This is a genomic window from Bacillus sp. GbtcB14, from assembly GCF_019091205.1.
Taxonomy (GTDB): domain Bacteria; phylum Bacillota; class Bacilli; order Bacillales; family Bacillaceae_G; genus Bacillus_A; species Bacillus_A cereus_AG.
On record NZ_JAGXJT010000020.1, the window covers coordinates 32,968 to 47,143 of the forward strand.

Consider the following 14,176-nt stretch of genomic DNA (forward strand, 5'->3'; position numbering starts at 1 on the left):
TCGTTATCCTCCTTGAATATACTCATTATTTTTCATATGTTAACATCGTACGGATTGACTCGCCCTTATGGAGCAATTCAAATGCCTCATTGATGTCTGTAAAGTTTAAGTGGTGTGTGATAAATGAATCGATATCGATTTTACCATCCATATAATCTTTAACCATTCCTGGAAGCTGTGTTCTACCTTTCACGCCGCCAAAAGCAGAACCACGCCATACTCGACCCGTTACTAATTGGAATGGACGAGTATGAATCTCTTTACCAGAGCCTGCTACACCGATAATTGTGCTTTCACCCCAACCTTTGTGACAACATTCAAGAGCAGACCTCATTACTTCAACATTACCAATACACTCGAAGCTATAATCTACTCCTCCATCTGTCATTTCGACTATAACTTCTTGAATTGGGCGGTCATAATCCACAGGATTCACAAAATCAGTCGCTCCCATTTTTTTAGCTAGTTCCCATTTTTCAGGATTTAGGTCAACTGCAATAATTCGGCTTGCCTTCGCTTGAACCAGTCCTTGAATAGCGGCTAATCCAATCGCTCCTAAACCAAATACAGCTGCCACAGCCCCTTCTTCTACTTTTGCTGTGTTGTGTACCGCACCAATCCCAGTAGTCACACCGCATCCAAATAGGCCAACCTTATCAAGCGGCGCCTCTTGGTCAATTTTTGCTAAAGAGATTTCAGGAACGACTGTATATTCACTAAACGTACTTGTTCCCATGTAATGATAAATAGGCTCTCCATTATAAGAGAAACGAGTTGTTCCATCAGGCATTAAACCTTTACCTTGCGTTTCTCGTACGGCACTACATAAATTTGTTTTACCCGAACGACAGAACTTACATTCTCCACATTCAGCCGTGTATAGTGGAATCACATGATCACCAGGTTTTACTGAAGTCACTTCATCACCTACTGAAACGACAACACCGGCACCTTCATGACCTAATACAGCAGGAAATACGCCTTCTGGATCGTCACCTGATAATGTAAAAGCATCTGTATGACAGACAGAAGTATACAGTATTTTTACCAATACCTCTTTTGCTTTTGGTTCTTCTACATCGATTTCTACGATTTGAAGTGGTTCTCCTGGCTTAAATGCAACAGCAGCTCTACTTTTCAATTGAATCCCTTCTTTCTTTTGTTTTCTAATTTACTTTTCCATAATTACATATTATAATTCACTAGACAATACTGACGTTTTTGTCACTATAAACAAAACCCTAATAGAAAGAAGTGGTGATATAATGGTTATTGATTATAAAGAAAAAACTTTTTTCACTAGCAAAGATTTGGCTTTATCCGTTATAGGTGGACGTTGGAAAATAGCGATTATATGGTGTTTGCTCCAACAGGCTCCATTAAGGTTAAGTGAAATACAAAAATACCTTCCCGATGTCAATCAACGCATGTTAATTAGACAATTGAGAGAATTAGAAGAAGATGAAATAATTACTAGAGTTGTATACCCCGTTGTACCTCCTAAAGTAGAGTATCAACTGAGTGAAATTGGTTTACTTCTAGAACCCGTTGTAAACTCTATCTGTGATTGGGGAGATGATTTCAGAGAATTTTTAGCGAAAGATTCTAATAAAAAATCAGTTGAATAAAATCTAAGTTGATTCAAATTGGTAAGAGGATATACAGAGGCTGTAAACAATCCATTTCCATAAAAATCGATACAAATGTTAGGATAACGAAGGAATCGAATAATAATACTCAATTTTCTTATGTATACGATTTACACTCAAAAGAGGAAGAAATTCTTAAATGATGTGTTTGAAACATCTAAAAAACCACGAAACGCTTTCATATCAAGGTGTTTCGTGGTTTTTTTCATTTTCTCAACCCTTCTCTTCCCCTTTTCTTTTAAGTGTATTTTTCTATAAATCAATTTTCTTATTGAGCTTTATTCCATAAATAGAAGTGCAAGAGTTTCCAGAAGTACATTAATGCATAAAGAATAAAGGATGTTTTTCGTCATTTTTTAGCTGGAACAACCTATGAAATCCCCTCAGTTTTTTCGTTCATTAGCAGAGAATACGGCAGAAACTTTCATCGCACAATAATACAATTAACAAGTTTATGAGCGTAACATGTGGATGATCCCTAATCCAAAAAAATCTCATTGCAGTACGCTGAAAAAAATTAAATTGAATCAATACAAATGTATATACTTAAATTTACTGGACGATACTATAATGAAATTTCTGAGCAAGACAGACTAGGAGGTAAAGAAATGAAAGCAGTGACGTACCAAGGGGTAAGAGATATGCAGGTTAAAAATGTCCCAGATCCAGTTTTAATAAAAAACGATGACATTATCGTAAGAATCACATCAACTGCGATCTGTGGTTCCGATCTCCACATTTATCAAGGCGCATTACCAGCTCAACAAGATTATGTAGTTGGTCATGAGCCAATGGGAATTGTTGAAGAGGTTGGCCCAGAGGTTACACACGTGAAAAAAGGCGATAGAGTTGTATTACCTTTCAATATTGCTTGTGGTCATTGCCAATATTGCCAACAAGATATGGAAAGTCAATGCGATAATGCCAATACTGACCCTAACCCTTATAATATAGATACGGGCGGGTACTTCGGTTTTACAGACCGCTACGGGGATTACGTCGGAGGTCAAGCGGAATTATTACGTGTACCATATGGGAACAATATTCCCTTCATTATTCCGGAATCATGCGAGCTGCCCGATGAGTCAGTATTGTTCCTATCTGACGTATTACCAACAGCTTATTGGAGCGTCGTGCATGGTGGAGTAAAAAAGGGTGATACTGTCGTTATTCTAGGTTGTGGACCAATCGGCTTAATGGCACAAAAGTTTGCTTGGATGCATGGAGCTAAACGTGTTATTGCTGTTGATCGCCTACCATACAGATTACAAAAAGCAAAACAAATGAACAATGTGGAAACAATTAACTTTGAAGAATTCACTGATACCGGACTATATATCCGTGAACTAACAAATGGCGGAGCGGATGTGGTTATCGATTGTGTAGGTATGGATGGTAAAAAAACAATGCTTGAATCTATTGAACAAAGTATGATGATGATTGGGGGGACACTAAGCCCTCTCAAAATCGCCTCAGATGCAGTCCGTAAATGTGGTACAATTCAAATCACAGGCGTTTATGGTTCCACATACAATCAATTCCCTCTCGGTAATATATGGGAAAGAAATATCAATTTAAAAATGGGCCAAGCCCCTGTTATACATCTCATGCCAATGTTATTTGAAAAAATTACATCCGGCGAACTAGATCCAACTCAAATTATTAGTCATCAAATCCCATTGGATCAGGCAAGTGAAGCTTATCGGATTTTTAATGACCATGAAGATGAGTGTACTAAGGTTATTCTCAAACCATAAATATAAAGCAAAGTCGTGTTTGAAAGAACACGACTTTGCTTTATATTTCAATGATATTAAAAGAAAGTGGGATTACTTACATGAAGGTACTTTCAATGATTCAACCATGGGCTAGCCTTTTTCTGTCTAATGAAGCTCACTATGAAACAAGGACATGGAATACTAAATATCGTGGTTCATTGGCAATTCACACGAGTAAAAAGATTGATAGTAATGCTTGCAACAATGAAATAATTCATTCTATACTCAGCAAACAAGGATTGAACACCAACAATCTACCAACCGGTAAGATTATTGGTGTATGTAATCTTATAAATTGTTTAAAGGTAATAGAAGACAACCAAACGAATGCAGTATTGGAAGATGGACGTATAGTTTCAGGAAATGACTACTTTTTAGGGGATTTTAGGGTTGGGAATTATGCTTGGGAAGTTTCTAATAAAGAAATGTTAATAAATTATATACCCGCTAGGGGGAAGTTAGGCTTGTGGGATTATGATATTAATTCATTGTAGCCTAACTATAGGATAAACAAGCTACGCATTCTCTACCTGTCCTGATTGTCAAGTGACAATATTGTTGTTTAATAATAAATAAAGCCGTTTACATAACAATTAAGTTGTTATCATTTACAATAATTGCTTAGCTTTTTACAGCTAGTACATCTACCTTCCCTTGCATATTTAGCAAGGGTTTTACAATGTAAATTATATAGTTATTAAAATTCCTACATACAAAAATTAAACAACTTTATTTTCATTAGAAGACTATTATCTAACGTAATAATCCCGATCCATCAAGTGAATATTAAATGATGTGTTTATGGGTTGGGTGAAGCAGTTAAATGTATCAGTATGATAAACTTTATTTAACGACAATTATTGGAATCAATGAAAATTAATAGATTTTTGGGAGGATAAATTAAATATGTCAGCCATTCACGCTGCTTATTATGACTTAATGGGAATGTCCTATTTGTTAAGACTACAAAAGAACCAAAAGAATAATGCTGTACATATATTCCCTTTAGCTAGGGACATATGTCTAATAATATATCAAATAAATAAAGAACTCTTTGATGATTCTATTTCTATTGATCCAAACATAAAAAAAATTAGACATCGCGTCAAATTATATGAAAAGCGCGATAACATAAAAATATATAATCGAATAATGGATTTTCATATTAATCAATTTGGTAATGATATAGATAATTTAGGCTTTTATTTAAAAGAAGGACAGTTAGTAGGGAGTACTATCTATCCAACTTATATATTTATTGATACTGATTTTTTTCCGGATTTATCACAAGAAAGTCAAATTGACCTTAAGAGTTTTTTTGTAAAGGTCGGTGAGACAATAAACTTACTAAAGGAAAAGCTAGTAATAGATTCTAATGGTACATTAAAGTACTCAGAATTCCCGATATTTGTTCATAATGATGAAAAGAATTATAGAGATAAGGATATTCATGATTCAGTGTTTTTTATTGGAGAGGCAGAAGAAAAAATAATAATAACCAGGTTAATCTTGTCTCTTCAGGAGGCTTCGACTTGTATATGGCTTTATAATATACTTCAATTGAATACAACTGAATTAAATCTAGATAAATATATTTTAATGAGATTATCATCTATAAAAATAGATGAAGTTATGGACAATATAAAAAACATGAATAAATTTTTGAAAGGGAAATTTACTCAAATAGATGAAAGTTACAATTATGAATTTTCTCGTTTGATAAGTGATTATGATAAAGATATTGGAGAAGAATGTAGGGTATTAAGGAACATGATTCATTATAATAAAAATGATGTAAACTTTCTTGATTATTTACATATAAAACTAGCTGATGATAGTACATATATCGATGGACTATTAAACAAAATAATAAATAATTATATGGAGCCATTATGTCTATTAATAACTAATTACCTGGATGTTGATAATAAGAGAAGTATGAATGACTGGGAAAAGATTTCCAAACGGCTTTATTCAAGGCTAAGTGGGATTCTAAGGAGGTAAATATCATCTATTATATAGGGAAATTCTTTATTAGTATCGAGTGACAATATTACTTTTAAATTAAAAATAAAATCGTTTAAATAACGGTTAAGTTGTTATCATTTACAATAATTGCTTAACTTTTTACAGCTACTACACTTACCTTCTCTTGCATATTTAGCGAGAGTTTTACAATTTTTTTATATAGCCATTACAATTCCTATATAAAAAAATTAAACAACTTTATTTTTACAAAAAGACTATTATCTAGCGTAATAATGCCAATCCATCAAGTAAATATTAAGCATCTTTATTGTCACTGTACACCAATAGAAAATTCACTGTTTAGAGCAACTTCTAAGTACATACTAATGATTCATAAAAAATATTGAACTTACATTTCTTTTCTCTAAACCTATATTTTTCAACTCTCTTTGTAGTTCCTTGAAAGTTCCCTTTATAATACTTGTAGCAATCCACACTGCTATATTCATTCATGCAAATTTAACACGTGACATGATGTGTTAGTTTCTCTATCCGCTTTGCTAATCAAAAAGTCTATTTTTTCTGTCGTTGACTTCAAGAATAGCGAAATCCCTATGCTATTCTTGAATCTCATACTATCATTTAGGAATGCCAAATTTCTATTTTTAACTACTTATACAAAGAAATAACATTGATAAATATATCGCCATAATGGACCACCATTCCATTATTTTGAATGCCTACTCTAAATCAATCGTTTAAAATCCCTTTCAAGCTGATATATCCCTGCATATTATTTATAACGATTTATCGTTTTTGCTGCCCACATAAACAACGATATATATCCATCATAAATATAACCATAGTGATTTCATTACAGCTAGAGTAATAAGTGTAAATATTCGTTTCCTGATAATCTGCAATAAAGCTTTTAAGACATTATAACAACTAGCTCAAATTAAAGGACTTGGAGTAGAATTGTCCTTACAATCTTCTCAACTAAGCATACTTCGATATCTTAGCTATAGATATTCGATTAGCTAAGACATCTATCACTCCGAACGATTGTTGATTTGTAAGTCTGTAAAAATGAACTAGGTCAGCAGCCACTACATTAATACATGTAAAACTTGGACTGTGAATATCTTACAAATAAACAGTCGAAGTTTTTAAAATTATGACCACTAATATGTATTAATTAAGACAAATCCCATTGACCGAAATCCATGTTAAAAGTTTATTAATAACAGATAAGTGTATTGCACTCCTTATAAAAACGTCTTTAAAACACAATATCAATACTACATAAACTTTAATAGATATCGGCCAGTAGAAGTTAGAACGTCTCTTTAAAATAGTCTCAACAAACAAAATTTATATTTTTAATAATATTCATCCGAATAAGACATAGCTACACGTAACGCTTCGCCAGTACGTGATCCCTTGTTTTGAATAGAATCCGATGGTATTCCCGAGTAACAGATGCGGCCTCCATATTTACCCGCATCTGGACCCATATCAATCAGCCAATCTGCTTGTGAAATAACGGTTAAATTATGCTCAATCAACACTAAAGTATTCCCCTTATTTACCAAATCATTAAATAACCTAAGCAACTTTAATGTATCCTGTAAATGAAGTCCGGAAGTTGGTTCATCCAAAAAATAGATTTGACCAGTATTCTCCAACTGAAATGCTAATTTTAAACGTTGCAACTCGCCACCAGATAAGGTAGTCATTGACTGACTTAGATTTAAATAATCAAGTCCTACCTGTTTTAAATTATCTAGCTTTTTATAGATATTTGAAATGTCTTTAAAAAAATCCAAAGCTTCATAAATCGGTAATGAAAGTACTTCATAAATATTTTTTCCTTGATATTTATATTGGAGAGCTTCTTTGCTATATCGTTTTCCGTTGCAAAGTTCACATGTTTGAGTCACAGGATCCATAAAGGCCATTTCTGTAATTGTCACCCCTTTTCCTTTACATTTTGGACAAGCCCCTTTTCCATTAAAACTAAATAGTTGTATGGATACATTATTCTCCTTCCCAAAGAGTTTTCTAATTGGAGATAATATATTTAAATAAGTTGCTGGTGTCGACCTTATATTTATACCTATGGAGTCTTGTTTTAAATCAATATAAAGGTTCGGAGAAACCTGCCGTTTCACTGCGTTAACTAAAGTACTTTTTCCCGAACCTGCAGGACCTGATATTACTGTCATAATTCCAACTGGAATTTTAACATCTACATCATGGACATTATGAGATTCAATATGATTCACCTGAATATATTTAGAAAAAGATCTTGTTTTTTTGAATTTTATGGGTTGTTGAAGCATTCTCCCTGTTATGGTATCCGATTCTAATAACTCTTGATAACTTCCAGTAAATGTTATATAACCTCCGTAAGTCCCAGCTTTTGGTCCCATTTCTACAATATAGTCAGCCATTTCTATGATGCTAGGATTATGTTCAACTAATATAACTGTATTACCTTGTTCTTTTAGCTTAGTTAGTGCTTGTTTAATAAGGATAATATCATGTGGGTGTAACCCAACACTAGGTTCATCAAAAATATAAACTAAATCAGATAATGAACTGCTTAAATATTTTGCAATTTTTATTCGCTGAGCCTCGCCACCTGATAAAGTGTCTGTTCCACGATTTAGGGATAGATATCCTAAACCAATATCAATTAATGCGTTTACTTTTGATAATATTTCACGCGTTACACCCTTGGCTATTGGTTCTGTGATTTTCTGAATAAATCCAACAAGATGAATTAAATCCATGGAACAGACCTCTGCAATATTATATCCATTAATTCGGCTTGTTAATGTTTTTGAATTTAACCTTGTCCCCTTACAATTCGGACAGTTTTTTTTAGTAACAACAGCTTCAATTGCTGCTTTGTGATGTCGACCTTCAGCGCTTTGAATAATGGAACGTTTTATCCTAGGTACCAAGCCTTCATATAACGCAGTTTTCCCCCATTCTTTAGGAGGGTTTTCTAATTTTTGACGCGGGGCATGCATAAACATTTCAAATTCTTCTGGAGTATAGTCTTTAAGTGGTTTGTCCAAATCAAATAAACCACTATTGGCGTATCCTTCCCATCGCCAAGTTCCTGGTCCAAAACTAACGAAAGTAATAGCTCCTTCATTAAGTGACTTGTTCTTGTCAATTAATAGGTCTTCGTGAATCTCATCGATATATCCTAATCCTTGACAGGTAGGACACATCCCTTGAGGTAAATTAAAAGAATAATGTTCAGAATATCCAATGAAAGGTTTGCCAATCCTAGAAAACATTAATCTTATTAACGAATAAATTCCAGTATAGGTTGCTAAAGTGGATCTAGCACTTTTTCCAATCGGTTGTTGTTCGACCACAATTGCTACTGGTAAATGTTTAATATTTTCCACATGAGGTTGACCATATTTCGGTAAATATTGTTGTGTAAAACTTGGAAATGTTTCATTTAACTCCCTCCTTGATACTGCAGCTAGTGTATCAAAGACAAGTGATGATTTTCCCGATCCTGAAAGACCAACAAACACTGTCGTCTTTTTCTTTGGTATCTTTAAATGAATATTTTTCAGATTATTTTCTGTAGCATTAATTATTTCAATAAAATTATTTTCAAAAGCATTTAACATGATATACCCCCTTTTTATCCACCAATATAAGTAAGTAGAAATGTCTCTTTTTTAGTATCAATATTAGCATTAGCTTTTTTAGTTAGTGTACGCTTTCTTATCTTTTGTAAACAACATTTTTTTACAAAAATAAAATATTTATGTAACATCATTATCCATTCTAAGCCCTCTCTTCTTTTAAAGTGGCACTCATTATTAATTCACTAAATGGTTCTTATTTCAAATAAATACATCTGTAATGGATGGAATATACTCTTATCTAAAATACTACCGATCATCTGCGCTAGAAATACTAATATGATCCCCTTTAAAATCTATATGATTGCATTTCTTGATAATTAAATTGATAGCTTGGAATTATTAATGATTTATTTATTATATATAAGAAAATAGATTATTTGTGTTATTATATTTACCTCTCGTCTTTTATTAAATTTACGATTTTATAGAAACTTAAGTATATAAGACAATTTGTATTAATCTCCTGTGTATATGTCATGCTTTCTAAATAATAAACTAAAAATATTCTTCAACATATATTTTTTAAACGACTTCTTGATATGAGAAATACCTTCCCAATACTCTTTCTCTTTCTACAATTGACTCTCAACAAAATTCCATTCGCCTTTAAGATCAATAACATGCATTGAAAAACAAATTCTTATTTCTTTAACTTAGGACTTCCAATCCTCCTATTGCAACAAATAATGGTATTGTAATAGGAGGATTTACAATTTTCCCATTATCAAACTGATAAAATAGCCAGTACAAAGAACCACCTCTCTTTTTCAAAAATAAAGATTTTATTGGATTCCATCACCATTAGGCAAAAGTCACATATATTATCATGGATTGTTATTCATAGTTATGGTCGGAGCACCCTGGTCAGGTGCTCTTTTTTTACCCATTTAATAAAATCGTTATTTCAAATGAACACTTACTTATCAATTAATCACCTCTTTTTTCAAAAATAAAGATTTTATTGGATTCCATCACGATTGGGCAAAAGTCACATATATTATTATGGATTGTTATTCATAGTTATGGGCGGGGCACCCTGGTCAGGTGCCCTTTTTTTACCTATTTAATAAAATCGTTATTTCAAATGAACATTTACTTATCAGTTAAAATCTTTCTATAAATTGTATAGAGTTCCATGGGGAATTGTTGATATATATAACCCATCTGCTGAAATCACTATAGGATTGTAATATCCAGTAGATGTATAATGTTGTTGCATATGAGGATACATATAAGGATACGTGTGTTGTTGCATATGAGGATGCATTTGTTGTTGCATTTGCATTGCATGATGAACAGCGTGAAGAGTACCTTGCGCTGCACTATATGATATAGCCGTGGTACCTGCTTGAGGACGATACCTTCTAATTAAGCCATTAATACCAGGATAATCCATAAATATCCAACCCTCTTTCATTTGAATTACTACAATTTATGTTATGACGATGGTTTTCTAAGTGTTAAATATAGAATCTAATTTATTTTTTTATTACCTACCTAGTAAGGGTTTTATTTAAACTCGTACATACAATACAATCGTAGTCACCTATTTTCATCATTAGCCTTGGCCATAAAGCGCCTCTCTCCCAAGGTACTCTTTAATTTTAAATAAGGATTTTGAAGAATATATTTTACCTCAAGACAACTAGAAGACTTTTCTAATTCTATTTTCTGCTTCAAACCACTATAAACATATATGTATAACTATTTTCTATAGAAAACCAACTCAACTTTGACAGAGGCTCCCAAAATAGACATGGTAAAATTTTATCGGAATATTTATTTTTTAAAATACATGTAGTTCCTGGAAATGATATTATTACTGCACTTAATTCTTTACTATCACGAAATCTTTTATTGTGTCCCATCTTTATCGCTTTCCTTCCAATTCCCTCACTAATACTATGAAATTCGAATACAGGAGCTTCTATCCATAAAACGCACGACATATTTCCTTGGAAGTAAATCTACCTCTAAATGTTCATAGTGGATGCACATTTTCTTTACCAAGCCCTAAACGGAAAAATTGAGTTTTGATAACACCGAAGTTCAGTTTTATCGTTTAGAAAAGGATCTACTTTCTTGAATTGATGGACATGGAGTACCAGAAAATGGCCATCATCCAAAAAACGAAAATGAGTTCATCTTCTCATAGGTAGCCATGAAAAATGAACTCATTTTATATCTATCAATATTTTTTATTGATTAACTGAGAACCTGCCTGATAGTATACTTTCATTACCTCTTTTGGAACCATACTCCCTCCAGTTCCCCATACTATATGAATACCTTGGTTCAATTTTTTTGTTAAGTCATTATTTGTTATATATCTTTGTCCTTCTTTAAACAATTTGATTGGCCCAATCATACCCGCTAATGCTGATGGTTCCAACTCTATACCCTCTGTATCTACTAACCCTTTTAGTAACTTATATAGGTGATTATCGCTAATTGTATATATACCACTTAAAAATGGCTCTATTGTTTTACCTACAAATCCAGATGCTCTTCCCACCGCAAGTCCATCTGCATCTGTTTTATTGTCAATTCCAAAATCTTGCACGGAGATTCCATCATGCAATCCTGTCATCATACCTAATAGCATACAAGGAGAATGAGTAGGTTCTGCAAAAAATACATGCGCATTATCACCATACAATAACTTTAAACCAAACGAAACACCACCTGGACCTCCACCTACTCCACATGGCAGATAAACAAATAGAGGACAAGACTCGCCGATTTTTATTTGAAATTTCTCTAATTGTGTATGTAAGCGCGCAGCGGCTACAGCATAGCCTAAAAATAAATGCCTTGAATTTTCATCATCGATAAAATAACACATCGGATTCTTATCAGCTTGTTTTCTTCCTTCTTCTACGGCTTTACTATAGTCCGCTGTATATTCTATAACATTAACTCCTTTACCTCGAAGTAAATCTTTTTTCCACTTTTTCGCATCTGCTGACATATGAACAGTCACATTAAAGCCTAACTTCGCACTCATAATACCAATACTTAAACCTAAATTTCCAGTGGAACTCACAGTAATAGAATAGTTTGAAAAGACATCCTTGAACTTTTCACTATCTAGTCCCTATGGTTAACTTTAATGTAACAGAACATTAATTACATTATCACGATCTAAAAATATTGCCTTCTTTTTCGTCAAGTTACGCTCTCCTTACCTACATATTTTCTATCAAAAAATCTGCAGTATAACAATTATTAAGTTCATAGTAGCATGAATGATAAATGAGACTAGTAACCTATTAGTACGTACATATATTGCGGCAAGTACAAGTCCGATTAGAAAATATCCAAATACAAAAGGAAAATCAAAATGCATGATAGAGAAAAAGACTGAGCTAATTAATATACACCCAATTTCATTAAATTTACGACTTAGTATATTTATGGCCGCGTAACGAAATACCAGTTCCTCAACTAACGGAGCAAGAATTACAATTGATATAAGAGCAAGAGGAGCTATAGTTGCAGCTTCAATATTACTTGATGTATTTACTGATTGTGTAGTTAAGTGAAATATACTCTTATCTAAAATACTACCAATTGTCTGCGCTAAAAATACTGCAACAATTCCTATTAAAATCCATACGAATGAGTTTCTTGATAATTTAATCGATAACTTCGAATCGTTCATCGCTTCTTTCTTATATACAAGAAAAGTGAATGTTAATATGAGTGAAAACCCTATTAGTTCCCAATGAATAAGTAGTTGCTGAATTGCTTGCTGTTGATTTCCCTTAATATCATACCAACCTGTCTTTGCTAACAATTGTACTCCTATAATCCCAACAAATTGAGTCATTACAAAGTATATGAGTATAACATAACCTGATTTATGTAAATTACTATGATTCATTTTACTATATTCACCTTTCATTTACCTCCAAATATTATATTATCAGAATTTTAAATCCAAATAGTATTATCTACTCTTCTTTAAGAATTTTATATATACCTGTAGGTTTATACATAACAAGATCCCCTTCACTATTGCTGACTCTTTTTGTTTCAAAGTAGATTCGGTATTCTTCCCCATCTTTTTTTATCTCTGATACTAACTCTTTAGTTATCCAGTAACTTCGATTCAGCAGATCTCCTGGTACAGCAGTCATTCGAAAATTTTTATTATCTGTATTTAATTCTTTCGCAACCATATCCTCTGCAACTTTCACGTTACTCCTAGTTAGTTCCATCCTTATCTCATGATTCTTTTCTTGTTCCGCCCTAAATTCCTGAGCAAATCTAGTACCGATACAGAGTAATAAAATTATGCCCATAAATATAAAGAATGCTTTTGCATTGAACTTTTCCATTTCCATAACATCAAATCCTTTCACTTCTTAATAATGCGAAACTATTTTATTATTGTTTACGGTGAGATAACCGAGAGAAACAATATATAACTACTGCTATATATAGAAAAACCGTAAAATTATCAATAGCTATTAACGTTTTTTCTGATACGGCATCAATCATAATTATCCTCCCAATACCAATATTTTGGCTACTATAATAGTCCTAACTTTAAGTTTAATTTCCAGCTTTGTTTAGTTTTTTATAAATTCACATGTTGCAAATATTCAACTAAGAAGTATCCGCTAAATCCTTCTAAAAACACCACTTGCGAGCCACTACTCGTTTTGAATTGATCCGTCCGACATGTCCAAACTTTACCGTCATAGTGTGCCGCTTCTCCGCATGTATGCATCACTACTTTGTCACCTACTTTTAATTCATCTATTACTCCGAATATCGTTCGATAACCTTCTTTATATTTCCGCTTTATAAAATCAACTTGTTTCCAAGTTCTAACGTTTCCGAACCGTTCTTTCATGTAATCCAAGCAAACATGATCTATATCTTCCGGTGGACCAGAAAAGTAAGTGAAAGATTGCTTCCCTCCACTCGTTGTATAAATCATATCTACTCCGCCATTTTCATTCTTTATCATTTCAAATGAAGGTTTCTTTTCCGTTCCCCTTTTCGTTTAGTTGCGATAGGTAAGACTTTGAAGTTATCTCCATCTTTTCCCCCGCTTAGCACTGTACGTGCGACTTTCATCGCA

At 33.0% G+C, this 14,176-nt stretch carries 10 protein-coding genes and 2 pseudogenes; 4 read left to right on the forward strand and 8 right to left on the reverse strand.

Annotated features, from left to right (window positions below):
• Positions 1–25: 25 nt before the first annotated feature.
• Positions 26–1,141, reverse strand: coding sequence for an S-(hydroxymethyl)glutathione dehydrogenase/class III alcohol dehydrogenase (locus KVT31_RS27970; RefSeq protein ID WP_000842152.1), 1,116 nt, complete (start codon positions 1,139–1,141; stop codon positions 26–28).
• 124 nt (positions 1,142–1,265) lie between these two features.
• Here KVT31_RS27970 and KVT31_RS27975 point away from each other — a divergent pair, with 124 nt between their 5' ends.
• The 4 genes from KVT31_RS27975 to KVT31_RS27990 all read left to right on the forward strand — a co-directional run bounded on the left by KVT31_RS27975 (position 1,266) and on the right by KVT31_RS27990 (position 5,431).
• Entirely contained in the window at positions 1,266–1,628 is a 363-nt protein-coding gene (locus KVT31_RS27975; protein WP_000234131.1) for a winged helix-turn-helix transcriptional regulator, read from the forward strand.
• A gap of 629 nt (positions 1,629–2,257) precedes the next feature.
• Positions 2,258–3,406, forward strand: coding sequence for a zinc-dependent alcohol dehydrogenase (locus KVT31_RS27980; RefSeq protein ID WP_000649094.1), 1,149 nt, complete (start codon positions 2,258–2,260; stop codon positions 3,404–3,406).
• Between the two features lie 80 nt (positions 3,407–3,486).
• A complete protein-coding gene (locus KVT31_RS27985) occupies positions 3,487–3,921 on the forward strand; it encodes an ASCH domain-containing protein (RefSeq protein WP_000866541.1) in 435 nt (144 codons plus the stop codon).
• 412 nt (positions 3,922–4,333) lie between these two features.
• Entirely contained in the window at positions 4,334–5,431 is a 1,098-nt protein-coding gene (locus KVT31_RS27990) for a hypothetical protein (protein WP_001273064.1), read from the forward strand.
• A 1,346-nt stretch (positions 5,432–6,777) separates the two neighbouring features.
• Here the strand turns inward: KVT31_RS27990 and KVT31_RS27995 are convergent.
• The 7 genes and pseudogenes from KVT31_RS27995 to KVT31_RS28020 all read right to left on the reverse strand — a co-directional run bounded on the left by KVT31_RS27995 (position 6,778) and on the right by KVT31_RS28020 (position 14,062).
• Positions 6,778–9,060 (reverse strand): ATP-binding cassette domain-containing protein, encoded by a 2,283-nt coding sequence (locus tag KVT31_RS27995; RefSeq protein WP_000930527.1) that lies wholly within the window; start codon positions 9,058–9,060, stop codon positions 6,778–6,780.
• A 245-nt stretch (positions 9,061–9,305) separates the two neighbouring features.
• Positions 9,306–9,458: pseudogene (locus tag KVT31_RS30485) on the reverse strand (CPBP family intramembrane glutamic endopeptidase); the annotation flags it as partial.
• A 737-nt stretch (positions 9,459–10,195) separates the two neighbouring features.
• Positions 10,196–10,477 carry a DUF3947 family protein gene (locus KVT31_RS28000; protein ID WP_000386178.1) on the reverse strand — a complete coding sequence of 94 codons (282 nt, stop codon included), beginning with the start codon at positions 10,475–10,477 and terminating at the stop codon, positions 10,196–10,198.
• 792 nt (positions 10,478–11,269) lie between these two features.
• Positions 11,270–12,175 (reverse strand): annotated as a pseudogene (locus KVT31_RS28005) (D-serine ammonia-lyase); the annotation flags it as partial.
• 108 nt (positions 12,176–12,283) lie between these two features.
• Positions 12,284–12,988, reverse strand: coding sequence for a CPBP family intramembrane glutamic endopeptidase (locus KVT31_RS28010; RefSeq protein ID WP_000675653.1), 705 nt, complete (start codon positions 12,986–12,988; stop codon positions 12,284–12,286).
• Between the two features lie 49 nt (positions 12,989–13,037).
• Positions 13,038–13,430 (reverse strand): hypothetical protein, encoded by a 393-nt coding sequence (locus KVT31_RS28015; RefSeq protein ID WP_000425110.1) that lies wholly within the window; start codon positions 13,428–13,430, stop codon positions 13,038–13,040.
• A gap of 236 nt (positions 13,431–13,666) precedes the next feature.
• On the reverse strand, positions 13,667–14,062 hold the full coding sequence (locus KVT31_RS28020) for a hypothetical protein (protein WP_000594391.1): 396 nt from the start codon (positions 14,060–14,062) through the stop codon (positions 13,667–13,669).
• Between the last annotated feature and the right edge of the window lie 114 nt (positions 14,063–14,176).